This is a genomic window from Psychromonas sp. B3M02 (assembly GCF_003318165.1).
Lineage (GTDB): Bacteria > Pseudomonadota > Gammaproteobacteria > Enterobacterales > Psychromonadaceae > Psychromonas.
This window is the reverse complement of sequence record NZ_QOCB01000094.1, coordinates 1-26,836: the sequence shown is the minus strand read 5'-3', so window position 1 is coordinate 26,836 and position 26,836 is coordinate 1. Positions and strand designations below refer to the sequence as shown.

Sequence of the window (26,836 nt, the reverse complement as noted above, 5' to 3'; positions counted from 1 at the left end):
AACTTTATTTCGAAGCGAACCTCGAATCGTTTACTGCGTTTGTTTTGTTCTCATCCTCGTTGAGTAGTTTGCGCTACACCCCGTGTCTGTGGGGTCGCATTATAGGGATTAAGATCACATTGGCAAGCGTTTTATTACGATTATTTTCAATTAATTTTTATACCTACTTTGACCACAAGTTATCCACAAATTTGCTTTTGTTATCCACACTTTTGTGTCGTATAGTGAGGTTTTACTGTTTATCTCAAAAGGTATTTTATGTTCCCTACATTACGCCCTTACAAGAATATTCATCCTACTATTGGAAATAATGTTTATATTGATCCTTTTTCTTCAATTATTGGTGATGTGAAGCTCGCTGACGATGTCAGTATTTGGCCAATGTGTGTATTAAGAGGTGATGTGAACAATATTTCGGTAGGTGCTCGCACTAATATTCAAGATGGTTCTGTCTTACATGTCGCTAGAAAAGGTGAAGCATCGGTAGATGGTTACTCTTTAACTATTGGTGAAGATGTGACTGTTGGGCATAAAGCAATGTTACATGCTTGTACTATTGGCGATCGTGTTTTAGTCGGGATGGGGGCAATTATTTTAGATAATGCCAATATTGAAGATGATGTGATTATTGGTGCTGGTACATTAGTGCCACCTAATAAGGTATTACAATCTGGTTTTCTTTATATAGGGTCTCCCGCAAAAGCAGCTCGACAGCTTACCGATGCAGAAATGGCTTTTCTCAAACGCTCTGCTAATCATTATGTTAATTTGAAAAATGAATATATTGAAGAAAACACTCTATAAAGACTGATCTATTTATATTCTCCATTACCTCTTTATTCATTACCCAGACTCTCTAAAGATAAGCACTTAATCTCTCCTCATTAGGTGCTTTTTATTTAGCTCTAGACACCCCTAGCTCTTCCTAACCTTCATCCTTCTATCCTTTGTAAAGTTAAAAAGAATATAAACCTTTATTTTTTAAGTGTTAAATTTTTAAATGATAATCTTTTCTATTATTCTTTTTATCACCATTTTATGTAATAAAAACGCGCAGCGTTGATTTTTTATTCAATCACACGCTGCTATTGAGAATAAGCAATCCGCTTATTCCTACATAAAATGGAAATAACAAATGATAAATACACATTTAGAACATATTAGTCCTTTATTAAAACCTGCTTCTATCCCTTTCACTCCTTATTGGGGTTATCAAACCCAACAAGATATTGCGCAAGGAGATTGGAGCCAAACCGATATCACCAATCACATCAACTTACCTGAATGGCAAACCTATCTTGAAGATTTACCTAGAGATACTTATGTAGATGCGCGCTGGAAAAGAATGTCATGGTTATATTTGGATGAAGCTGGGGAAGTGAATACTTTAGATAATTGTCCAATGGCGCAGGGAGGGCAATACAATGATGCAGATACGATGGCTGATATATTACGATATTACCCTGCACTTGAACCAAGTTTTTTACAGCGTGAAGATGTACAAATATTTGTAAAAGCTTGGGCTGAGTTATGGGGGATCAATCCTAAGGAACCTATTTTAATGCAAATTAATGGGGTAAAAGGCGATCAAGCTTTAGATCCACTACAAGGACAAGGCATACATCAAGATGGTAGCCAGTTTTTAAGTATATTGGTATTAAGTAGAGAAAACGTCACCGGCGGTTTTAATACTTTATATCAAGATAAAGCTGGGCAACATCAAATCACACACACAACGTTAGCACCAGGTGAAGTTATGCATATACGTGACAATCAGGTCTTTCATAGTGTCTCATCGGTACAACCACTTAATAATAATCAACCTTTTGAACGTTTCATTATTATCATTAATTGCCGCTTTAACGACCCCTTCCAAAATAAAATATTACGTCAGCACTTTCCTGATGTGGTATTAAACCAAGGATAGAAAACCGCAGATAAAAAAGAGCGCAGTCATTAATGGCTGCACTCTTTCATTTTCTTAATAGGTAAACTAACTATTGCCTCTATAAAGTAGTGGTATTAGTTTTTACTCATCTCTTTTTGTAACAACATGCTTGTTTTGTAGTTTAACTCTAATGCTTTTTCATCATTCGCGTGTTCACTAACAAACATTGCACAATCTTTTAAGACTTTTTCAGGCATGGTTTTTTTACTTGCTGGGCTAAAGCCTTGCTTCATGTAGAAGTCAGGCATGCGTGTTAGTGCAAATAGTCGTTTAATTTCTAGTTTTTCAGAACGTTTAACTAATAGATTAACGATTGCACTACCTTGACCGCGCCCTTCATAACCAGGTTCAATACCTAATGAGCGAATTTCAGCTAGACCTGTGTCATATACATGTACTGAGCCACAACCTGTTACTTTGCCGTCTAGCTCTGTTACCACAAATTCATCTACAGAGTGAACTAGGTCTGCATTGTCTCTTGGTAGGTTTTCACCTTTTTCAGCCCAAAAGTTAACCATGGTTTCAATACGTTCAACATCGGATAAACATGCAGGTCTAATCACAACACTTGAACTATCACGTTCAGCTAAACGTTTTTCAGCTTCAGTTAATGCGAACTCAATTTGTTTCGGAGAAACACCACCTTGCGCGACACGTGCAGCTAATGTTGCTTCTAATGTTAATGTTGGATAAACGTCTTCTTCAATAACATCAGAGAATTGTTTAAATTCAGCAACAGTTAGATCTTCTAACGGCACGCATTTTTCAATGGCAGCAACCACGGCAACGCCTACTATATGGTGTGCTTCACGGAAAGGAATGCCTTTTGCTACGAGGTAATCGGCAAGTTCAGTGGCATTAGAGTAACCACCCTGCGCGGCTTCTTTTGTACGTTCTTCATTTACTTTAAGATCTGTTAACGCCATTGACGCCATTTCTAAACAGTCACCCCATGTATCTAAAGCGTCAAACAAGCCTTCTTTGTCTTCTTGCATATCTTTGTTGTAAGCCAAAGGTAATGCTTTTAATGTCATTAACATACCTGCTAATGAACCAAATACACGCCCTGATTTACCACGGATTAACTCCATTGCATCTGGGTTTTTCTTTTGTGGCATTAATGATGAACCAGAAGTCACTAGATCAGACATTTCAATAAACGCAGATTCACCACTGTTATAGAAGATTAAATCTTCAGCCATACGTGATAAATGTACCATAGATAATGTTGCACAACTCATCAGTTCAACAACATGGTCACGATCTGATACTGAATCTAAACTATTACGCGTTGCTCTTTCAAAACCTAAAGAATGAGCTAATGCAGTACGATCCATTGCGTAAGCAGTACCAGCTAACGCGCCACTACCTAATGGACATGTATCCATACGCTCAACACAACCTTCTAAACGGCTATGATCACGCTCTAACATTTCTAGGTAAGCCAAACACCAGTGAGAAAATGTCACTGGTTGTGCACGTTGAAGGTGAGTATAACCCGGTAAGATAACACCTTGGTGGATACGTGCTAGTTCGATAAGTTTTGCTTCAAGTTGTTCTAAATGTGCAATTAACTCTTTCGCTGTTTTTTTACACCAAAGTTTTAAATCGGTAGCAACTTGGTCATTACGGCTACGGCCTGTGTGTAATTTCTTACCTAGGTCGCCTACTTTATTAATTAATTGACCTTCAACCCAAGAGTGGATGTCTTCTGCATCTGATTGTAATACTTGCTCAGGATTAGCCTGAACTGATTCCAATAACTCGTTTAAGCTAACTTCGATGCTTTTTTGCTCTTCAACAGTTAATACATCAACTGATAACAAAGCATTAGACCAGGCAATAGAACCTATAATATCTTGTTCAGCAAGACGGTAATCGAATTTTAATGAATCATTAAATAATTTAAACTTTGTATCTGCCGCTTGACTGAAACGTCCGCCCCATAGTGCCATTTGTTACTCCATTCTGACTTGGTAGTGAACCAAATCCATTAATTAAGGGATTGGTAATATTACAATGCTATTTATAAAGGCTCTTTTTAAAGCGCTTATAAATAGAAATTCCTGCCCCGAAAATCGAGGCAGGAATTTTATAACATATTTTGTTTATTTGTTACTGTTTAGCTTACGAATACGGCTAGACAGTGAATATAAACGAATGAAACCTTCAGCATGTTTTTGGTCATAAACGTTGTCGTCACCAAATGTAGCAAACTCTTCAGAGTATAAGCTGTTTGGAGATTTCTTCTTAACCGCTACTGCTTGGCCTTTGTATAAACGAACCACTACTTCACCGTTAGCATCTTTTGCTAAAGACTCAGAAGCCGCTAATAGAGAGCCACATAACGGAGTGAACCAACGACCGTCATATACTAAGTGAGCAAACTCTTGGCCCACTTGGTCACGCCAGCGACGTGATGGTTTGTCGTGTACTAATTCATCGATACCACGAAGTGCAGTCACCATAACAGTCCCCCCTGGTGTTTCATAACAACCACGAGACTTCATACCAACGGTACGGTTTTCAGTAATGTCGATACGACCAACACCATGAGCAGCTGCTTTTTCATTTAGTAACATTAGTGCGTCATATGGAGATAGTTCAACACCATCAACAGCTGTTACACGTGCATTTTCAACCGTTAATGTTACATATTCTGGCTCATTTGGTGCATCAAGTGGATCAACCGTTAATGTCCAAACACCTTTACTTGGCTCATTATATGGGTCTTCTAGCTCGCCACCTTCATGAGAGATGTGCCATGCGTTAGCATCACGGCTATAGATTTTAGTTGCAGAAGCTGTTGTTTCGATATTACGCTCCGCAAGGTAATCCAATAGGTCTTCACGAGAAACCATATCCCACTCACGCCATGGTGCAATCACTTGCAGTTCAGGAGCCAGTGCAGCAAAACAGCTTTCGAAACGAATTTGGTCATTACCTTTACCAGTACAACCGTGACAAACCGCATCAGCACCTACTTTTAATGCCACTTCAACTTGTGCTTTAGCAATGATAGGACGCGCCATTGATGTACCTAGTAAATAAGTACCTTCGTAAACTGCGCCAGATGCGATCGTTGGGTAGATGTAGTCTTTAACAAACTCTTCTTTTAAATCAACGATATGACATTCAGATGCACCTGAAGCGATCGCTTTCTCATGCAAACCTACTAACTCTTCTTCACCTTGGCCAACATCAGCACAAAACGCAACAATTTCACAATCATCATACGTTTCTTTTAACCATGGAATGATCGCTGATGTATCTAAGCCGCCTGAATAAGCGAGAACTACTTTTTTAACCTGGCTCATTAATTGTTTTCCTTTCTCAATTATTTCTGTTTATTAATTAGGGTAAGCATAATTGCGTTTTGAATATGCATTCTATTTTCAGCTTGATCAAAAATCAATGAAGCTGGTCCGTCCATTACATCTGAAGTGATATCTAAACCACGATGTGCAGGTTGGCAATGTAAAACATGCTTAATACCAGTGTGATCAAGTAAGGCTTGATTGATTTGGTAAGGCATAAATTTAGCTTTAATTTGCTCTAATGGTGTGTCATCACCCATAGATAACCAAGTATCACCGTAAACAACATCGTAACCTTTAATATCATCGATATGATTAGTAACAGAAATCGTTGCGCCAGTTTGCTTAGCAATCTCTTCAGCTTTTTTCAAAATTTGTGCATCAGGGCTATGGCCAAGCGGACATACAGCAGTCACAGTTGCACCTAAAATAGCACCCGCAATGAATAAAGAATGAGTTACGTTATTACCATCGCCAATATACGCTAATTTAACCTGAGTTAAATCATCATAATTTTGTGCAATAGTTAAAAAGTCTGCCATACCTTGACATGGGTGATATAAGTCGCACAGTGAATTAATCACTGGAACCGATGCAAACTCTTCCATTTCTACTAATGTATTATGGTCAAAGACACGAGCAACAATGCAGTCAGCCCAACGTGAGATATTCGCAGCGAAGTCTTTAACGTCTTCGCGGCTACCCATTGCACCATTAGTTTGATCTAAATAAACAGCGTGACCGCCTAGTTTATTCACACCAATATCAAAGGTAACACGTGTACGTAGTGATTGTTTTTCAAATAAAGTAACCACACTCTTACCTGCAAGAGATTGTGCATACTTACTTGGGTTTGCTTTTAAGTCTTTACCCAGTGCAATCAGGTCTAAAGCCTGTTGCTGAGTCATTTCCATTCCGGTTAATAAATTATCCATGATTAATCTCTACTTTATTTAATTACTTTTGTACCCACTGCTTTACCTGCAAGCAATGAGACTAAATTTTCTGGGTTCTTCCAACTTGCTAGCATTACGTAACCTAGCTCATCAGCAGCTTGTAATGCTGCTTTCACTTTGACTGCCATGCCATCTTGAATAACATCTTCAGCAATTAATTTATCTGCCAATTGCGTGTTCAATTCAGGAATCACTTGTTTATCGGCCCCCCATACACCATCGACGTCCGATAAAAATACCAATTCCGCGCCCACCAGCTCACAAATAGCAATGGCCGCTTGGTCTGCATTGACATTATATAAGTGACCATCTTCACCAATTGCAATTGACGAAATAACAGGTAAAAAATCACCAGCTAATAAGCTATTAATTAGTGCTGGATTATTTGGACTACAAATACCTACTGCGCCTAGGTCTGGATCCATTTGCTTCACTGAGCAGCTAAATCCATCTGCTAATGATAAACCTACAGCTGATAAACCTGCTTGTAATGCTTTGGCCATCAAGAGTTTATTGGATGTACCCGCTAATGCACCTGCCACATAAGGGATTTGATCAAAGGGTGTGATACGTAAACCATTCTTCTTTTCACTTTTGATGTTCATTTTATTGAGTACATCTTCAACGATAACTCCGCCACCATGTACTAATAACAATGGACGTTGTTGTGTCGCTAAATAAGACGTTAGCGCAGAAAAAAGGTTAGTTAACGCTTGATTGTTTTCTAATACTGCTCCACCCAACTTAATCAGTAACGGTTTTTGTTGTTGCTGTGTCATCACTAACCGCCTTATAAAATTGAAGTGGTGATATCAAAACCAAAACGTAGATTGATACATTGCATCGCTTGTGAAGAAGCGCCTTTCAATAAGTTATCAATCGCACTAAATACCACTAGATCCTCACCATCAACAGCCCAACCTAAATCACAGAATGGCGTGCCCACTACATTTTTAAGTGCAGGTAATGTCCCTTCCATTAAGCGAACAATCGGTTTATCAGCATAAGCATTTTGATATGCTTGATTCACTTGCTCAACAGTAACACCTTCACTTAACACAACATTGATGCTTGCTAAAATACCACGCTTAAAGCTACCAAGATGTGGAGTAAAGACCACATTCGTGCCCAAGTGTTGATCGATTTCCGGCTTATGACGATGAGTAAACACACCGTATGGCTGTAAACTCACTTCACAGAAGCTGCTCACCACGCTCGCTTTACGCCCCGCGCCACTTACACCACTCGTTGCATTAATAGTTGGTTTCGTACCCTGTTTAATGAAACCTGCTTCAAACAAAGGTTTAAGCGCAGTTAACGATGCGGTTGTATAACAACCTGGTACAGCAATCAAGTCGGTGGTTTTAACTTGTTCTGCATTCCATTCCGCTAAACCATAAACTGCTTTTTCTAATAATTCAGGATATTGATGTGTGAAACCATAGTATTTTTCGTAAAAGCCGGTTGATTGCACTCGGAAAGCACCTGACAGGTCAAATACAACAGTATTCTCTGCTAAAAAAAGCGGTGCTAAATCGTGACTAACTTCATGTGCAGTAGCCAAAATAACAATATCGATATTTTCACAAGCCGCTTTGATACCACTTACACCTAATGGTTGTAGTGGTAGATCGACACAACCGCGTAAATTGCCATATAAATCAGAGATTTTTTTGCCTTTATCCAAGCTACCTTCTGAAACATAGAGGCCAGATAATTCAATACTTGGGTGACGCGTTAAAAACTGCGCTAATTCAGCACCAGTATAACCACTTGCTCCAACAACGATTGCTTTTAACATAAAGAAAATTCCTATTTCATTACTGACTTAATACATGAGAAATAAATTTGAACGGCGCTAAAATGATCACTACCTATTGCCGAAAGCGATATTTTAAATCAAAGTGACTATTTATTCAATAAACGTGAATAAATATACTATAAATGGTAAGTTGTTTATACTTCGTTCAAAAAAACCATAAATCAAACAAGCTAAAGCGCAAGAAAAACCACACTAAACAACTGATTAATAAATAATTTAAATGTTAAAAGAGAAATTCTAATTAACAAATTAGTTATGCGGTTCAACCGTTTTTTATGGAACGTTATCAATATAACTATGATTTAAATTGTAAAAAATATTCAAAAAAAGTGACTGATAAAGTCATTATTTTTTCAAGTGTTAAAAAAATATTTTTTAGTCTAAATAAAAAGAGCTTTAATTTCTCTATAAATCGAGCATAGAATGAATTTAAGCCACACATCTAAAAATAGATTATGTGACATTATTTAGCTGGACAATAATGCTGATTAACTTCAAGGAATAGTATGTCATTACCTGCATTTACAGACCTTTATAAGGGCCTTATAAAATTACCTTCCATTAGCTCAAGCGATAGTTCATGGGATCAAAGTAACCTTGCTGTGATTAACCAATTAGCAGAATGGCTAGGTGACCTTGGTTTTACTATCGAGATAACTGAAGTCGCTGCGGCCCCAGGCAAATTCAATCTCGTTGCAACCTTAGGTCAAGGAGACGGAGGCCTATTATTAGCCGGCCATACAGATACCGTTCCTTACGATGAAGGCAAATGGCAAACAGATCCATTTACCGTCACCGAAAAAGATAATCGATTTTACGGTTTAGGTACCATTGATATGAAAGGTTTCTTTGCTTTTGTAATTGAAGCATTAAAAACCATGGATCGTGAAAAATTTACTAAGCCGTTACGTATCCTTGCCACGGCCGACGAAGAAACGACTATGTCTGGCGCCCAGCAAATCTCAGAGCAGAAGCATTTTAAACCAGATTATGCAGTGATTGGCGAGCCAACGGGTATGGTGCCTGTTACTATGCATAAGGGACATATGTCTGAAGGCATTCGTATTACCGGTAGAAGTGGCCATAGCTCAGATCCTGACAAAGGATTAAATGCAATCGATGTCATGCACTTAGTTTTATCAGAGCTTAAAAAAGTACAACAAACTTTTAAAGATAAATACCACAACCCACATTTTGAAGTCCCTTACCCAACACTTAACTTTGGAGCGATTTCCGGAGGCGATAGCCCTAACCGTATTTGCGGTTGTTGTGAGTTGCATATCGATATGCGCCCTATTCCGGGGGTCACCACCACAGAATTATTCATTACGGTGAAACAAGCTTTATCTGAAATTGAAAAGCGCTTTCCAAATAGTGTGGAAGTATTCCACTTACATGAGCCAATACCTTCTTACGAGTGTCCGATTCACTCAGACCTTATCAATGATGCAGAAATTTACACAGGCAATAAAGCCACCAGCGCCAATTACTGTACTGAAGCACCATTCATTCAAGCATTAGGTTGTGACACCATAGTATTAGGCCCAGGGCATATTGCTCAGGCGCATCAACCTAACGAATATTTAGACCTTTCTTTTGTAAAACCGACCCAAGCGGTCATAGAAAAGCTCATTCAACGCTATTGTGTGTAATGAGTTGTTGGTAGGCATTCTGTAATTTAGTTACAGACATGCCTATTTAATGAATCGAAATAGTACAATGAAAAAGCACCTTGATTGACTAGGCGCTTCATTATGGTATTTTATTTAGTTCCACTACAAAAAATGTAATTTTATTACAATAATAAGGAAGTACGATGACAGAAACATATGCAAACTTACGAAGTAATGTGGGTTTATTAGGACAATTACTAGGTAAGAGTATCAGTGACCATCTTGGTGAAGCCTTTCTTGAGAAAATTGAAACTATACGCCAACTGTCTAAATCATCTCGCGCTGGAAACGGTAAAGATGGCGAACGCTTAGTTGAAGTACTGTCTAATTTAAGCGATAACGAATTGCTACCTGTCGCACGTGCATTCACTCATTTCTTAAACCTTGCCAATATCGCAGAGCAATTCCATGGCATCTCTCGCCATTGTGACTCAGAAGTGTGTGCACCCGATCCGTTACAAACGTTAATTGCTAAACTAAAAAACAGTGACGTTTCAGAAGAGCAAATCGTAAAATCTGTTTCTGAATTAAAAATGGATATGGTATTAACCGCGCACCCAACAGAAATTACACGCCGTACTCTAATCAATAAGCATACTGCGATTAACCAATGTTTAAGCCTATTAGAGCTTACAGATATCTCAGATAAAGAACGTGACCAGTTATTAGTGCGCCTTGAGCAACTGATTACTCAAGCATGGCACACTAACGATATCCGTAAAAACCGCCCTACTCCGGTTGATGAAGCTAAATGGGGTTTTGCTGTTATCGAAAATAGCCTGTGGGAAGCAGTTCCACAATATGTACGTGAATTAGATAAAACATTAGAAGATGGTTTAGGTATTTCATTACCGCTAGATGCTTCGCCAATCAAATTCACTTCATGGATGGGTGGAGACCGTGACGGTAACCCATTTGTCACCGCGAAAGTAACCAAAGAAGTCTTAATCACTAGCCGTTGGGTCGCTGTAAGCTTGTATCTTGAAGATATTCAGCAGCTAACTAAAGAGTTATCTATGGATAACTGTGACCCAATATTGCGTGCGATTGTTGGTGAAGATGCAGACGAACCTTACCGCGTTATCTTACGTAAATTACGTAATGAGCTAAAAGAAACATTAACCGCATTAAGTGCCACATTACAAGGTCATGATAGTACAGCTAAAGATATCATCATCAGCACTAAACAACTGAAAGAACCACTACAACAGTGTTATGACTCACTAGTTAATATGGGCATGAAGTCAATTGCGAACGGTTTATTATTAGACATTCTACGTCGCGTAAACTGTTTCGGTGTTAATCTAGTGAAACTGGATATTCGTCAAGATGGCGAACGTCACGGTGATACACTATCCGAACTAACACGTTACCTGGGCATTGGCGATTACAACGCTTGGAGTGAAGAAGACAAACAAGCCTTCTTATTACAAGAATTAAACAGTAAACGTCCGCTTATCCCTACTGCATGGGAACCTTCAGCTGAGGTACAAGAAGTATTAGATACATGTAGGGTCGTAGCACAAACTGATCCTGAAGCATTAGGTATCTACATTATTTCAATGGCACGTGAAGCGTCTGACGTATTAGCGGTACAACTACTATTAAAAGAAGTGGGCTGTCCATTCCGCATTCCAGTTGCGCCATTATTTGAAACACTAGATGATTTAAATAATGCAGCAGATGTAATGAAACGCTTATACGCTGTGGATTGGTATCGCGGTTACATTGGCGGCGAACAGCATGTGATGATTGGTTACTCTGACTCAGCAAAAGATGCTGGTGTAATGGCTGCTAACTGGGCACAGTACACATCACAAGAAGCATTGATCAAAATCAGTGAAGATAATGACATCCAATTAGTTCTATTCCACGGACGTGGCGGTACCATTGGTCGTGGTGGTGCTCCAGCGCAACAAGCCTTATTATCGCAACCTCCTGGTTCATTGAAAGGTGGTTTACGTGTAACTGAACAAGGCGAGATGATCCGCTTTAAATTCGGTTTACCAAAAGTAGCGATCAATAGTTTAGATATCTACACTGCAGCGATTTTAGAAGCAAACTTACTGCCACCACCAGCACCAAAACAAGAATGGCGTGATGTAATGCAGCAATTTGCTGAACAATCATGTGAAGAATATCGTCACTTTGTTCGTGAAGAGCCTGACTTTGTTCCTTACTTCCGTAGCGTTACGCCTGAGCTAGAGTTAGGTAAATTAGCCCTAGGTAGTCGCCCAGCGAAACGTAAAGCGAATGGTGGTGTTGAAAGCCTTCGTGCTATTCCATGGATCTTTGCATGGAGCCAAAACCGCTTAATGCTTCCAGCATGGTTAGGTGCAGGTACTTCTCTGAAAACATTGTTAGACGAAGGTAAGAAAGAAGTATTGCGTGAGATGTACGTAAACTGGCCTTTCTTCCATACACGTTTAGAAATGTTCGAGATGGTATTCATGAAAGCCGATGAAGAATTAACAAAATTCTACGAAGAACGTTTAGTGCCAAAAGAACTATGGCCTTTAGGTGAGCGTCTACGTGAAAACCTGAAATTAACACGTGAAACAGTATTAGAAACGATTCCTGACCACAAGTTAATGCAAGAACAACCATGGATCAAAGAGTCAATCAAACTACGTAACCCGTATGTTGATCCATTAAACATGTTACAAGCTGAGTTATTATCTCGTTCACGTTCATGCGAACAAAACGAAACGATTAACCCAGATATCGACCAAGCATTAATGGTAACTATTGCCGGTATTGCTGCAGGCCTTCGTAACACAGGTTAATTTAGCGTAGTTTTACTATTTCAAACCTACCTTCATCAATAGATGTCGGTAGGTTTTTTGTTTTTAATTACCCCAATAAATTAAACACTCCCCATGTTTTTTTACAAAACTTCATATTTGACACATATTGTTAACCTTCGACCGTGCTAACCTGCTGTTATAACCATTTCATTAAGTACACTTTAATATTTCACCAAGAAATAGATTAAAATTTGTATCACTACGCACAAGAGGAAAATGACTATGATGAAAGTTTACTTAACATCCACATTAGTTGGTTTAACCCTATTTTTACAAGGCTGTGGTAACAGTGAAGCACACACCTCTAACGCAATAAGTGCAGCTGAATATAAAGGGTCCGGCTCAGTGACCTACGGTATAGCAGAAACCACCACAGAAAACCTCTTTCCGAAAGGAGGGAGAATTGCTGAAGTGGGTACAATTAAAAGTATCAATGGTGAAACTGCTTGGGTGGTACCTGCACAGGTTAACTTTACTAATTCAGCCATCCCCTTTGCGCCTGACTTATATAACGACTACGGACAAAAATACAAGAATGGGCAAGCCGCATTAGATGCGTTGAGCGAACAACAAATAATAGAAATCGATGACGATGGAGAAGTGGTTACCGCTTACATATTTGCAGATAACTATTTTGAAATGTATATCAATGGTATTGCAGTGGGTAAAGACCCTGTTCCTTTTACAAAATTTAATTCAAGCATTGTTCAATTTAAAGTTAAAAAGCCCTTTGATATCGCTATATTAGCAGTAGATTGGGAAGAGAATTTAGGCACAGGTACAGAATCTAATCGAGGCGCTTCTGCACACCCTGGCGATGGTGGGGTGGTTGCTGTATTTAAAGATGCAGATAATCAGATAATCGCTATCACTGATAGCACTTGGAAAGCACAAAACTATTACACCTCTCCTATTTCTAATTTAAGCTGTTTAAGCGAAACCGGGACTTCGCGTTTATCAACTCAGTGCTCTATCAAAGCCACTAATGATGCTTCAGTGTTATATGGCGTACATTGGCCGATACCAACAGGTTGGGAGAAACAAGGTTACGATGATAGCCAGTGGCCAGCTGCAAGCACCTTTAGTAATGATACAGTCGGTGTTGATAACAAAAAATCATATACCAACTTTACCGATATTTTTGACAATGCAGATCAAGATGCACAATTTATTTGGTCTACTAATTTAAATTTAGATAATAAGATTTTATTAAGAAAAACAGTTGCGCAATAAAACATGATATTTACTTAATATAGAGATTAAGTTGGGAAGCGAGTTTCCCAACTTATAATAATCTTTGCGGTGAGAGTGAATATGCTAATATTAGCTTTTTGAATAAAATCGGTAACTCAATGACAAAAACAATTAAACAACTTGATGCCTTAGGTCTTCGCTGTCCTGAGCCTGTTATGGTTATCAGAAAAACAGTGCGCAAACTAGAGACGGGCGATATGTTAGAAATTATTGCCGACGATCCAGCAACAACACGTGATATCCCAAGTTTTTGTCGCTTTATGGAGCATCAGCTAATTGAAGTACAAACTGATAGCCTGCCTTATCGTTACTTAATCAAAAAGGGAGCTAAATAACCCGATCAACACAACATTTATTTCATTCGACAAAGGTTTCACTTTAACAACCGAAGTCACTAACTGGCTAATATAAGTGATTAAACCTATAATGATGTTAATTTGACATCGGAACCCAAACGATTAATTAAAAATATTAATCAATACCATAAACAAAATGGATTTTGTTTGTTAATTAAGTACTCTCTTAGTAATAAAGAAGTGATTTTTAACAGGTTACTCGAACCTTTAATAAACGCTCGGTATTAAGGTTAGAATATATGGATCTGTTTCGTACTAAATATGTATGCCCATTAGGGATAAAATTCCGACTGAGCAAGTTATGCTTAGATAAAAAAAATAAGCAATTAATCGGCTTAATACTACTCCTATCCCCTTTTATTTCTCCGTTAGCTTACGCTGTTAATAATGACCCTAGTGAATTAACTTCTACTACAGAATATAACCAAGCATCGATCATCGAATTATTAAAAACAGCAGAGACGTATCGTCTCATTGACCAGCAAAAAGGGATTAAGTTAGCCAATAAAGCTTTACAACAAGCTGATACTAATGGAGAAGCTTTATTATGCGCTGATGCACATTATCTACTTGGAGATTTAAATAGAAGAATCAAGAACACTAAACAATCTAAGTTTCATTTTCTACAAGCAGCAGATATCTATCAAAGTATAAATGCCGAGGAACAACAAGTTCTTGCATCCGTTGACTACCTTCATACTTTCTCCACTGAAGGACTTCATTACTTAGTAGAAGATAAAATAAACGACATCATTAAGCTTGCAAAACAATACGGTCACGCTTATCCCATTGCTATGGCCTTGATTATAAAAGGGAGAAGCCAATATAAGTTAAAAAAATATGAAGCTTCAATTGAACAATATTCAGAAGCATTAAATTATTTAACTGAATCTGATTATAAAATTCAAAAAGAACGTGCAGAAACTTTCACTAAAATAGCCGAATCCTATAAAAGATTAAAAGACCGAACTCTCATCGGTACTGCATACAAAAGTGCGTTAGACATTTATACAGAGATACAAGACCGTAAATCAATGGCTCGCACCCTGAATGCATTATCTGAGGTGGAACGAAATCTAAAAAACTATAAAGTCGCCCTTGATTACTCACTAAAAAGCATCGAGGTACAACAGAGCATCGATGACCCAATTGGCTTGGCAAAAGCTCTTTCTGGTGCAGGGATCATCTATCGACTTATTGGGGTATATGATAAATCCCTGTCCTTTATGTACCAATCCCACTTAGTTTATAAGCAACTAAATCATACTAAAGGACTTGCAAAAACATCCAATCAAATGGGGTTAATTTATACTCGTTTACATGAGTACGAACAAGCTAAGTCTTTTTATAATTTAACTATTAACCTCCCAGAAAACCAAGTTGAAACAAAAACATTAGCTTCTGCCTTGCGAGAGTTAGCAGTGATCAACATTGACTCAGAAGAATATGAATCAGCAAAACAAAAAATCCTACGTGCACATAGTATTTATCAAGAGCAAGGTGATAAGTTATATGAATCAATAACAGCGCGCATTATTGCTAACATATATCATGCTCAGGGCGATGACGATGCGGCAATTATTTTTTATAAGCGTTCTTTAACCTTAGCGGTTAAGGCAAAAGATAAACTCTATCAGTTAAAAGCAAAAATTCCATTAGCTGAACTATTAATTAACAAAGATACACAACAAGCCATTGAGCTACTAAAATCTTCCTTAGTCATTTCCACTTCCATTAATTCAACATCACATATGCTTTATGCCTACCAAGAATTAAAAAAAGCTGAAAAGGCACAGCATAATTATAAAGCCGCTTTATTTTATGCTGAGAAAGAACTCGCGTTATCTAAAGTGATTGAAAAACAAAAAAATGATGAAAGCCTGACGTTAGTTAAAGCTAAGTTATATTCGCATAAAAAAGAGAGAGAACTGGCAGCCTTAAAAGAAAAAACACAACGAGATGCTTTAGAACTAGCCAAAAAAACCAGCGAAGTAGCCCTTTCAGAACAAGCGAAAAGAATCGCTGAATTAGAGCTATCAAAAAACAAGTATGCTAATGCAACACTCACCGCTTTATTAATTATATGTTTGCTCACAGTATTATTTATTTATCGACGATTTAATGACTCTCGAAAATTAAACAAACAGTTAGACGAGCTTGCTACCAGAGATCCCCTGACGAATTGCTATAACCGCCGAGCGCTATTCACATTTATGAATGAAGCCTTTGAGCAATTCCAACCGGATCAGCAATATTGTATTGTTCTTGTTGATATTGACCACTTTAAAAAGGTCAATGATACCTATGGCCATAATGCCGGAGATAAGGTGTTATGTGAGGTTGCAGCATTATTACAAAATACTATTCGTAAAGATGATATAACTGTACGTTACGGTGGAGAAGAGTTCTGTTTGATTTTAGCGGATACCTTACCAGAGCAAGCGATGCGCATAGTTGAAAACATGCGTAATAAAATTCAAAGTACACTATTCAATGAAATAAATATTACCTGTAGCTTTGGGGTTGCGACCATTCAAGACAATGCAACAACGCCTTCTGAATTAATACATCAAGCAGATGTCGCTTTATATAAATCAAAAACACTGGGGCGTAACAAATCAACCTTATGGGACTCTAAAATAACAGAAGAAAATACCCCAAATTAATGCCTCTTTATTGTGCAAAATAGAATATAAACATGAACAAACCACTATATTGGTGCTAAATAATTAGCAATGGCTTTCTATATTTCTTCAAGGTATTGATTTTAAAGACATTAAATTTTATTCCAGAATTGGCACAACTTTTCCATGAATAATACTAACAATGATATTAATTAGATGGCCTAAAGATTACATTTAAAAACAGAAGCAGTTTCTTTTATAAAAGTTAGCATTAAGTAAGAAGCTATTTTTAACAAGAAAAATAGATCTGTGAATGAACGTGATGACTATACATAACCAGTTAAATATTAATATGAGCAATAATTCAGTCCTGCGACCAACAACATAAATATAGATTGAGTTAAACTCACTAACGCAACTAGGTTATCTCCCATAGCTTACTGGAGTCCTATGATAAATGCCTTGATCCCTGTTACCTCTTTACTGATGTCTAATGCATTACTATTACTTGGGCATGGTTTGTTACTGACCTTACTTCCTATCGCTGCCAATTCATTTGGTTTTTCCGATACCCAAGTCGCCCTAACCGGTTCCGCTTATTTCCTAGGTTTTGTATCAGGCTGTTTAACCACTCCCTTTATGCTAAAAAGAGTGGGCCATATTCGCAGCTTTGCCGTCCTTGCCACATCTTACACTGTGGTTATTCTAATCTTTCCTTTATTGCCTGAATTCTATGCTTGGATGTTACTACGCTTTTTAATCGGTTTAGTTATTTCCGGTTTGTATATGATCATTGAAAGCTGGTTAAATGGTAATGCAACCGCACAAAACCGAGGAACCATTTTATCCGTATATACCACGCTTAATTTAATTATGGTGATGTGTGGACAACAACTATTTAACCTAGGCAGTGTTCAAGATGCAATGCTATTTAGCTTAGCGGCTATCCTTATCTCGATTGCCATTATCCCAATTTCATTAACACGTCATGCTGCACCAGTTATGGTGCAACAAGTGAAGTTAAATATGTATAAAGTCTGGGAGCATTCTCATATTGCGTTAATTGGCGCAGTTGTCGCAGGGTTGGTGACGGGCGCTTTTTGGTCTTTAGCCCCTATTTATGCCAAAACCAATGATTTCAATAATATTCAAGTCGGGCTATTTTTATCCTCCACTGTATTAGGTGGTGCATGTTTCCAACTTCCTTTAGGAAAGATATCCGATAAACTAGATCGCCGAAGTGTTTTAATGTACTCAGCGTTAATAGGTTCGCTAGTTTCACTCACCTTCTTCTATTTGCCACAGTTTATTCCCTCTTTTGCTGGGTGGCCGGCCTTCATTTCAGCCTTTTTCTGGGGAGGAACTTGTATGACGCTTTATGCAATATGCTTAGCGCATGCTAACGATAATGCAACCTCAGAAGACTTTGTTGAGATAAGTAGTGCGATGTTAATTACCCTAGGCTTATCATCTGCGATTGGGGCCCCATTAGCCTCAGTAAGTATGAGTCAACTAGGTGCAAATGGACTATATGCTTTCACTGGAATTTGCTTAATCATCTTCTTTGTTATTGTCTTATTTAGACGTCGTAGCCATATTCCCCCTTCTATATTAGAAGAAAAAGAGGAGTTCCGGAGTGTCACAGATATGGCAGGACCTACCGCCTATGAAATGGATCCACGGACTGAGACTGAAGTTGACGATCCGCTTCAGCCTCAAACTCCCTCAATGCAGCAAGATCAAGCAAGCAAGTAACTTTCTATCAATGACTTTGCTATATTTGTTGTGAATTCAACAATATTAACCTGTAATCCATGACAAATGAGTTAACTTTACGTATGAATTAATATTAATGCTTAGTAAAGGAATAATAGATGTTAACGGCACAATATAAGAGTTTGATAGTGAGGTTATATCATGGAGAACTGGGGTTAGTTAAAACAGTATGGTTATATGCTGTTGTGATTAATGTGATCTTATTTAGCTTTTTTCTTTTGCCCTTCATTACCCTTATTAAAATATTCCTCTTATTCCTGCTCCTGAGTTATAACTTAATTGTTATGTCTGGCATTTGGAATGCCTGTGAAACCTATTCTGGAAAGCACTTTTGGATTGCTTTGAGTAAATGTCTATTAATATTAAGCTACTTCATATGGGCGATTGGAGCTTTTACTCTTATTAATTCGATACTTACCTTATAATCAGAATAAATAATCTCTCTCACCCCCCCCTATAAATAACAAAATATTATCATATTGATAAAATACGATAATTTAAAATTATTTAAAAGCCAGCGTACTATCTCCTCATCGAAACAAAACATGTATTAAACAATATATGTAACAAATAAAAAGTAGGAGAACGTTATGAAAATGAATCACGTAGGTTTAATGGTTGGCGATATGGACAAAGCTGTTGAGTTTTATACTAAAGCGCTAGGTCTTCGCATTGTTATGAACAACACTAAAGTACAGGAAGAGCGTGAAACTGCAATCGGTAGAATGTGTGTTGCTGTATTTGGTGAAGGTTTTAAAGGTTTCAATATCGCACACTTAGTAACAACTGATGGCATTGGTGTTGAGTTATTTGAAATGAAAGAGCGTCAAGAGCGTCATGAAGTTGATTTCTCTCGCCTTGGTATTTTCCACTTCTGTCTACAAACAGATGATTTTGAAGGTGCTATTGCTCGTGTTGAAGAGTATGGCGGTAAAGTACGTATGGATATCATGCGTTACCATCCAGAAGATGATAGCAAACCAGCTAAAATGGTTTACTTAGAAGACCCGTTTGGTAATTTATTTGAGTTCTACTCACACACTTACGAAGAAACTTACGCAACTGATTACTCATAATCAAATGACGGTTGTTTAACAGTTAAGTTTTAAACATCAAGGCTACTAAATATAGTAGCCTTTTTTATTGGTTAAGTACTTTCTATAATTGATTAATAACACTTTGTATTTTTTCAACAAGCGATGGATTCGTTAATTCACCCTTCTCTACATCAAAATTATCATAAAAACTAGGCACAGATACAGAGCCTTTTACATTAGCAGCAAAGAAATGAGCAGAACCGACTGCTGAAGCTAATACACTGCCTGCACCACCTGGACCAGGGGATGTCGCTAACATGATCACTGGTTTATTTTGAAACACCTTCATATTAATACGAGAAGTCCAATCAAAGAGGTTTTTATAAGCTGCAGTATAAGATCCATTATGTTCAGCAAAAGAGATAACAATCATCTCGGCTTCACCCAGTTTTTGATAAAAAGCTTTTGCAAGCTCTGGTTGCCCTAATGCTTTTTCTCTATCTTCACTAAATAGAGGCATCTCGTAATCATTTATATCTAACAATTCTACTTGGGCATTTTCAATCTGTTTTGCTGTGTAATTAACGAGCTGTTTATTAATTGAGTTTTGACTAGATGAGGCTGCGAACGCAAGTACTTTCATGCTCTCTTTCCTTTATTTAATAAGATTTGATAGATACACTTTAACTTAATGCTATTTGTTGATTAACCTGCATTTTGTGAATAGATTATTTCCATATGGCTTTGAATAGCCATGATTTCTGCTTACCCAACTAAATAGGTCTATGATGGAAGCTAAAAGCACTCTCTTGGATGGTATGGTTATTTTTGCGCATGTCGTTCAGTCTAGCAGCTTTACTGCTGCGGCTGAAATAACCGGACACTCGACGTCTTATATTAGTAAGGAGGTCAGTAAACTAGAAAGTCGGCTAGCTGTGCGCTTATTACATAGAACCACACGTAGTTTAAGTTTAACGCCAGAAGGTGAGCTATATTTTGAAATGGCAAAACAAATTATTGAAGATGCAGAGAATATTGAAAATACCATTATTGGTAAGCAAGGAGAGCCACAAGGTTTATTACGGATCAGTTGTCCAATATCCTATGGGTTATCTAGCCTGAGTCCGATTCTAAGCGATTTTACTACTAGGTATCCGAAGATACAGCTTGATATTGATTTGAATGATCGAAAAGTTGATCTGATTGCAGACCGTTTTGATATTGTTATTCGAGCGACTACACAGCTTGAGGATTCTACGCTTGTTAGTCGTCGTATTACGCAGTCTGAAGCATTAGTTTTAGCCTCACCAGGTTATTTAGCTAAACATGGTACACCACAACACCCCTATCAATTAGATCGTCACAAAATAATTAGTTATAACAATATAAAGCACCCCAATATATGGCAATTTAACGACCATAATGGTGAATTAATTCAGGTTCACTTAGACAGCCATGTACTAACCAATAACTCAGCTCTGGAAATAGATTTAGCCGTTGCCGATCAAGGTATTCTTCGTGTACCACGCTTTACTTTAAAAGATGAATTAACAACCGGAAAGCTGGTAGAGCTCTTCGCTGATTGGCCGAAACCAGCAATCGGCGTGTATATGGTTTATCCAAGCCGAAAGCATATGTCATTAAAGGTACGTAGTTTTATTGACTTTGTAATGGAAGCATTAGGTGATTAACCAATCATGAGCACATCATGGGTAATAAGCGCTACCATCAATCACTAAGACTGTGCTTGTAAAACGACAGCTTTTTGCACCGTTTTCTAGTCTAGTTTTATGTGAAACCATACCCGTTTCTAGATTAGTTGCGATTAGGTCACTGGTATAATTGAATGTGACCGCGTCTTGCGATGATGTCCATTTAAATTCAACTCGAGATTGATAAGACTCACCAGAAACAGAGTACTCAATAAAGTAACCTAACCCATTGGCATTTAATACATAGATTTTATTTTTGCCGCTATTCTCCCAGGTACCAATTAAGTTCTGATTACAACTGCGGTCGGTAGGTTGATTATTAGCGCTGTTACTTTGTTCCGCTACTTCTAATTGCTTCGCCATCTCATAAAGATCAGCCGGAACGGCGTCACCTCTCTGCTCTAACTGGCTAATTTGATCTTTAATCATTAATAATTGTGCGCTATCTGCCAATATTTCGATATTAAACAGACACACAGAACTTATCATCATCAATAAACGACGTTTAAAATACATATAACAATCCTTTGTTAGTTGTACTAATTATACCGAACTTATTTGAGTCATCGGTATGAATTTCAATTTGCTTATATAAAGAGTATCCACAACAATCTATTTATTCAATAGCGATTAGCCGATACTTACTTTTGAACTATAACACTAGACTTTGCTGTTGTTTAAAACACGATAACAACATATAAGAATGTAACCCAGAAATAAAACTCGTTTGGAAGGTGTTATTCACTAAAATGTTAAACTCATTCATATTTTTACAATGTACTCGCAACATAAAGTCGTATTCACCAGTGATTGAATGGCACTCATAAATCTCAGGAGTTTCTTGTATTAAGTTAATGGCTTTTTCCCGTGCATTCATTTCACTTTTTCTATATTGCAACATAATAGAAGCGGTGATCCCCAATCCCGCTTTTTCTTTATTTAATACCGCTGCATAACGTTCAATAATGCCAACCTCCTCTAGTCTTTTTAAGCGACGAAAACATTGTGAGGAGGACAACCCAACTTTCTCAGCTAATATTAGACGTGGAATTTGGCTATCTTTTAACAAAAAATTCAAAATGCGAACATCATATCCATCTAATGGTAAGTCATGCATGATTTAAAGCCTTATTTTACATTTAATGCAATTATAGTTGCATAAATATCAGTTCAACAACGTTATTTTGCAAAGAAACGACTATCACTCTCGCGTTACATTTATGCCTATTATCTCCCTCTATACAGTCAAGGAAAAATGATGAGTTTAGCTATTTTAGGCGTGTTTATTCCGACCTTCTTTTTTGTGTCAATCACCCCAGGTATGTGCATGACCCTAGCACTAAGTTTAGGTATGAGTATCGGTTATAAACGCACTTTATGGATGATGTTAGGCGAAATTATTGGTATTGGGTTAGTCTCTACTGCTGCGATTATCGGTGTTGCTTCTATCATTAATAGTTACCCGTGGTTATTTACTATTTTCAAATTTATTGGGGCAACTTACCTCCTTTATTTAGGTGTGATGATGTTGCAATCTAAAGGTAAGCTGGCCATTGGAATTGAAAAAAATAATGCAAAAACACAAGATAACAAAGCACTATTTATACAAGGCTTTATCACTGCCATTGCTAATCCTAAAGGCTGGGCTTTTATGATCTCTTTGTTGCCACCTTTTATCAACAATGAACAACCTTTAGCACAACAAATGTTAATTCTTGTGGCGATAATTCTTACTTTCGAATTTATCTGTATGTCACTCTATGCCGCTGGAGGAAAAGGCTTAAAACACCTTTTAGCCAGCACAGACAATGTACGTTTAATTAATCGTATTTCAGGTAGTTTGATGCTCGGTGTTGGCGTGTGGTTAATTCTTTCTTAACCTTTTAATATAGAAACACACTAGCTACCACAGATAGCTAGTGTGCTTTATTGAGGTTATACCCATTACATTAAATAATATATAAGTATTATTCTAAATAGTTTCTTCCATATCTGCAGAGGTTGAACTTGTTGCATAGACATCAGCGTCATCAGAAACAATTAATGCGCCATCCTCAATTAAGCCATTGATAATAGTTGTGTCCTCACTACCGTACTCAGTCACTAAGTCAACATCATCTAAAACGATATATTGTGTGACTTCATCGTTAACAACTTCAATGGTGGTATTGGTAACACCTTCATCATCCGTATCAACAGAGAAGTTTAAGTACGAATCAAGCGTATCACTAGTTGCATCAACAAGTAACTCACTTAGATCAAGCACATCTTCACCATTAAGGTGGAAATCTGTAATGCTATCTGTGTCATTATTAGCATTGCTATCAAACTCCCAAATGAACGTATCTGTACCATCACCGCCAGTTAATATGTCATTACCTAAACCACCGGTTAACATATCATCACCAGCCCCGCCAACTAAGGTATCGTCGCCATCGGTGCCCACAAGAATACTATCAACTCCATCAACACGTATCGTTGCAGTGGCAATATCAGTAGTATCTCCATCGCTAATAGTGTACTCAATGTCAAAGGTTTGCGAGTCTCCTTCGTCCAAGGTTGCACCTAACTCTTCACTTGGTGTAAATACTATTTTACCATTAATTAGCTCACCGCTACCTACCACAAGTCCGTCAACAGTAATATCGACAGCATCACCACCTTCACTAACACTTTGGCTTTGGATTTCGGTAATGGTCAGGTCATCATTATCACTATCGCTATCATTAGCCAATACATCAATAGCAATGGAATTATTCTCATCAGTAAAAATAGCACCTTCAGTAATAGAGGTATCTACAGCAGGTAAATCTTCTGTTACATCTACATTTGTTTCTGCATCATCATAGTTAAGGTCAAGACCAAGTACTTCGGTTGTTTCACTGCCATCAGCTTGCGTTCTGGTAAAAGTAACTTCATCACTTACTGTTCTTGATAACGTCATATTTTGCACTACATAAGTACCATTAGACCCTGATGTAGTTAACTCAAAGTAATCTACTGGCGTATCTGTAGTAAACGAATAGGTATCTACATAACTACCACTTTCTCTGTAAGCTGATTGAGTTTCAGTTGTTCCATCTTCAAAATAAGCGGTAATACTAACTTGCGTTGCATTACTGCTCGATTCATCAAAATACCCCCCTAATCCATCGAGCGTGAAGGTCACTTCATTAATGTTTTCACCTTCAACATCTATAACGAGTGTTTCTCCTTGACTTAACCCGGAGCTATCGCCATTACCAATACCGTTACCAACATGAGTATTTCCGTTCCAAGCAGTTAAGACTTTTGAGTCATTTGCATCTGTCGTGCTGATAGAACTTGTGATTGTCGCATTATTAATAACAGCAACGACTTCTGTTCCATCTGCATTAAGCGTTCCCCAATCACTAACACTAGCCACAAAACTCGAGCTACCATCATCACCAAATGAACCAACGCCAATATCGACAGAGTTTAACTGGATAGCTTCTGTATCAGGTACAAATTGTACCTCTGAATCAGAGTCATACTCTTCACCGACAACCATATCAACCCACACACCATCAACAGAAACTTGTACGGTGCCATACTCTGGCTGTTCATCAAGACGAATTGTTGTAGCATAGGTAGTCTCAGTATCATTAACAGCCGTAGGAGCATAATCTACACCATTAATAGTAATTTCGATCTCTTTGGTATTATCATCCGAGGTTTTCACCGTAAGGATATCGGTTAATGTTTCGCCCTCATCTAAATCTTGGATATCAGCTTGGCTATTATCTGCTGTATAAGTCCAGTTACCGTTTTCATCAATAGCAATATCACCATAAGTTCCTTCAATAACACCTTCGCTGAAGGTAGTTGTATCTGAAATATCTGTATCCGTTAAAGATAAACTGCCCGATGTAGTCAAGGTATCTGCATCATCTTCGGTTACTTCACCTGTAGCATCCCCTGAAATTACTGAGATATCATCAGTACCGGTAATGGTTACTGTTATCTCTTGCTCGGCACCATTTAACGAAACGGTATACACTTCAGTTAATATTTCACCTGCGGCTAAATATTGAACAGCGCTATTATCAACTTCATAAGCCCATTCACCATCTGAGTTGATCGTCATTTCACCTAATGCGACATCACCTTCTTCAGCGGGGATAAATTCAACTGTTGGTTCGAAGCTTTCGCTATCATTAGTGTCAACATCAACAAATGTTAAGGTGCCCGAATCCGTTAGGGTTTTCTCTCCACTAACCGATTCATCTTCTGTTACTTGACCTTCTGCGCTATCACCAACACTACTATCAACGATGATTTCAGTTGCATCTTCAGCTCCGATAATAACGATAGTAATGGTTTCTTCTGTTCCATTTAAGGTGACTGTATATGTTTCAGTTATCGTTTCATTGATATCTAGATGTTGAACCAATGAATTATCAACGCTATAACTCCAATTACCATCATCCTCTAATAAAACACTACCTAATTGACCTAAACTTGAAGTAGAGTTTGTAAAGTTTATTTCAGGTTCAAAATTCGCACTATCGGTATCATCAAGGTCTCCAAAGTCAAACGCACCTTTTGTTGTTAAGAAACCAGGCGTAGCGTCGTCGTCATCTTCAAAAATTCGAGCAAATGCGGCTTCACTACCTACTGGATCAATAGTAGTTGCATCATCTGCACCATTAATTGTGACGGTAATATCATGTGTCGCCCCATTTAATGTCACCGTGTACACTTCTACTAAAGACTCCCCCTCACCAAGATATTGAACTGCACTGTTATCAACTTCATAGGTCCAATTGCCTTCTGCATCAATGGTTATTTCACCTAGCGCTGTATCTCCTTCATTTGTTGGAGAAAATGCCACTGTAGGATTAAAGTTTTCACTATCTTCAGTATCAACATCTGAGAAGGTTAATGTGCCTGAATCAGTTAAGGTTTGCGCTGCACTAACCGCTTCATCTTCGGTTACTTGGCCTGTATCACTATCTGCATCTCCCACAATTATTTCAGTAGGGTCGTCCACTTTATTAATAGTGACATTAACCGTTTCCTCTGTACCTTCTTCATTTATGTAAGTAAAACTATCTGTACCATTAAAGTTAGCATTTGGTGTGTAAGTCACTGTTCCATCACCGTTCAGTACAACCGTACCATTAGCACCATTACTCACTGAAGCAACAGCTGATACTGCGCTATCTTCATCTGTATCATTAGCTAATACATCAATAGTAACTGCAGTGTCTTCATCAGTAACCTCTGAATCTGAATTAGTAATAGTCAGATCATCAACAATTGTCACACTTGGATCAACCGTTACGGTATCACCGTCTGTCATGCCATCGTTTGGAATTAAAGTAAATGCAGGTAACTCTTGTCCGCTGTTCACTAAATCAGCGCCAGCGGCGGTTAATAACACCGCACCATCGACGAGTGTGTAGTAATCAGACTCGCTTAAGGTTACGGTGACCTCATCGCCATCTTCATCGAAGGTCTCGAAGGTAGCAACAGTCGCACCTTCAACGGCACTGCCGTCATCTTCGGTGAAGTCGTTGCTATGTCTTTT

Annotated in this window: 20 protein-coding genes; 11 read left to right on the top strand and 9 right to left on the bottom strand. The window is 38.0% G+C overall.

From position 1 onward, the window contains the following. Nucleotides 1–258: 258 nt before the first annotated feature. Nucleotides 259–804 carry a gamma carbonic anhydrase family protein gene (locus DS885_RS10130; protein ID WP_113819314.1) on the top strand — a complete coding sequence of 182 codons (546 nt, stop codon included), beginning with the start codon at nucleotides 259–261 and terminating at the stop codon, nucleotides 802–804. Nucleotides 805–1,135: 331 nt separating this feature from the next. Beyond that, nucleotides 1,136–1,927, top strand: coding sequence for a 2OG-Fe dioxygenase family protein (locus tag DS885_RS10125; protein WP_113819313.1), 792 nt, complete (start codon nucleotides 1,136–1,138; stop codon nucleotides 1,925–1,927). Nucleotides 1,928–2,022: 95 nt separating this feature from the next. Here DS885_RS10125 and argH read toward each other — a convergent pair whose 3' ends face one another. From argH to argC, 5 genes are all read right to left on the bottom strand, one after another. Beyond that, nucleotides 2,023–3,903 carry an argininosuccinate lyase gene (gene argH / locus DS885_RS10120; protein ID WP_113819312.1) on the bottom strand — a complete coding sequence of 627 codons (1,881 nt, stop codon included), beginning with the start codon at nucleotides 3,901–3,903 and terminating at the stop codon, nucleotides 2,023–2,025. A gap of 153 nt (nucleotides 3,904–4,056) precedes the next feature. After that, nucleotides 4,057–5,265: an argininosuccinate synthase gene (locus tag DS885_RS10115; RefSeq protein WP_113819311.1), complete on the bottom strand. Its 1,209-nt coding sequence runs from the start codon at nucleotides 5,263–5,265 to the stop codon at nucleotides 4,057–4,059. Nucleotides 5,266–5,285: 20 nt separating this feature from the next. Then, nucleotides 5,286–6,200, bottom strand: a complete 915-nt coding sequence (locus DS885_RS10110; protein ID WP_113819310.1) for an ornithine carbamoyltransferase — start codon at nucleotides 6,198–6,200, stop codon at nucleotides 5,286–5,288. 14 nt (nucleotides 6,201–6,214) lie between these two features. Next, a complete protein-coding gene (gene argB / locus DS885_RS10105) occupies nucleotides 6,215–7,000 on the bottom strand; it encodes an acetylglutamate kinase (protein WP_113819309.1) in 786 nt (261 codons plus the stop codon). Between the two features lie 11 nt (nucleotides 7,001–7,011). Beyond that, nucleotides 7,012–8,022, bottom strand: a complete 1,011-nt coding sequence (argC, locus tag DS885_RS10100; protein WP_113819308.1) for an N-acetyl-gamma-glutamyl-phosphate reductase — start codon at nucleotides 8,020–8,022, stop codon at nucleotides 7,012–7,014. 527 nt (nucleotides 8,023–8,549) lie between these two features. On the opposite strand from argC, the gene argE reads away from it, so the two are divergent. From argE to DS885_RS10060, 7 genes are all read left to right on the top strand, one after another. Beyond that, the gene (argE, locus tag DS885_RS10095) at nucleotides 8,550–9,695 is read left to right on the top strand and encodes an acetylornithine deacetylase (RefSeq protein ID WP_113819307.1); all 1,146 of its coding nucleotides are present in this window, start codon (nucleotides 8,550–8,552) and stop codon (nucleotides 9,693–9,695) included. Between the two features lie 164 nt (nucleotides 9,696–9,859). Next, nucleotides 9,860–12,502, top strand: a complete 2,643-nt coding sequence (gene ppc / locus DS885_RS10090; RefSeq protein ID WP_113819306.1) for a phosphoenolpyruvate carboxylase — start codon at nucleotides 9,860–9,862, stop codon at nucleotides 12,500–12,502. Nucleotides 12,503–12,745: 243 nt separating this feature from the next. After that, entirely contained in the window at nucleotides 12,746–13,756 is a 1,011-nt protein-coding gene (locus DS885_RS10085; protein ID WP_113819305.1) for a hypothetical protein, read from the top strand. Between the two features lie 119 nt (nucleotides 13,757–13,875). Then, on the top strand, nucleotides 13,876–14,112 hold the full coding sequence (tusA, locus tag DS885_RS10080; RefSeq protein WP_113819304.1) for a sulfurtransferase TusA: 237 nt from the start codon (nucleotides 13,876–13,878) through the stop codon (nucleotides 14,110–14,112). A 260-nt stretch (nucleotides 14,113–14,372) separates the two neighbouring features. Continuing rightward, complete coding sequence (locus DS885_RS10075; protein ID WP_113819303.1) at nucleotides 14,373–16,799, top strand: tetratricopeptide repeat-containing diguanylate cyclase; 2,427 nt, start codon at nucleotides 14,373–14,375, stop codon at nucleotides 16,797–16,799. A gap of 408 nt (nucleotides 16,800–17,207) precedes the next feature. After that, nucleotides 17,208–18,512, top strand: a complete 1,305-nt coding sequence (locus DS885_RS10070; protein WP_113819302.1) for an MFS transporter — start codon at nucleotides 17,208–17,210, stop codon at nucleotides 18,510–18,512. A gap of 611 nt (nucleotides 18,513–19,123) precedes the next feature. Then, nucleotides 19,124–19,609 carry a VOC family protein gene (locus DS885_RS10060; protein WP_113819300.1) on the top strand — a complete coding sequence of 162 codons (486 nt, stop codon included), beginning with the start codon at nucleotides 19,124–19,126 and terminating at the stop codon, nucleotides 19,607–19,609. Between the two features lie 82 nt (nucleotides 19,610–19,691). Here the strand turns inward: DS885_RS10060 and DS885_RS10055 are convergent, their stop codons facing one another. Next, nucleotides 19,692–20,213 (bottom strand): NADPH-dependent FMN reductase, encoded by a 522-nt coding sequence (locus tag DS885_RS10055; RefSeq protein WP_113819299.1) that lies wholly within the window; start codon nucleotides 20,211–20,213, stop codon nucleotides 19,692–19,694. Between the two features lie 145 nt (nucleotides 20,214–20,358). On the opposite strand from DS885_RS10055, the gene DS885_RS10050 reads away from it, so the two are divergent. Further along, nucleotides 20,359–21,261 carry a LysR family transcriptional regulator gene (locus DS885_RS10050; RefSeq protein ID WP_113819298.1) on the top strand — a complete coding sequence of 301 codons (903 nt, stop codon included), beginning with the start codon at nucleotides 20,359–20,361 and terminating at the stop codon, nucleotides 21,259–21,261. A gap of 15 nt (nucleotides 21,262–21,276) precedes the next feature. On the opposite strand, the gene DS885_RS10045 is transcribed toward DS885_RS10050, so the two are convergent. Then, complete coding sequence (locus DS885_RS10045) at nucleotides 21,277–21,798, bottom strand: hypothetical protein (RefSeq protein ID WP_113819297.1); 522 nt, start codon at nucleotides 21,796–21,798, stop codon at nucleotides 21,277–21,279. Between the two features lie 136 nt (nucleotides 21,799–21,934). Further along, on the bottom strand, nucleotides 21,935–22,399 hold the full coding sequence (locus DS885_RS10040) for an Lrp/AsnC family transcriptional regulator (RefSeq protein ID WP_113819296.1): 465 nt from the start codon (nucleotides 22,397–22,399) through the stop codon (nucleotides 21,935–21,937). Between the two features lie 138 nt (nucleotides 22,400–22,537). On the opposite strand from DS885_RS10040, the gene DS885_RS10035 reads away from it, so the two are divergent. Beyond that, nucleotides 22,538–23,161, top strand: coding sequence for a LysE family translocator (locus tag DS885_RS10035; RefSeq protein WP_220149685.1), 624 nt, complete (start codon nucleotides 22,538–22,540; stop codon nucleotides 23,159–23,161). A 93-nt stretch (nucleotides 23,162–23,254) separates the two neighbouring features. Here DS885_RS10035 and DS885_RS10030 read toward each other — a convergent pair. After that, on the bottom strand, nucleotides 23,255–26,836 hold a 3,582-nt coding region (locus DS885_RS10030), incomplete at its 5' end, for a VCBS domain-containing protein (protein ID WP_113819294.1).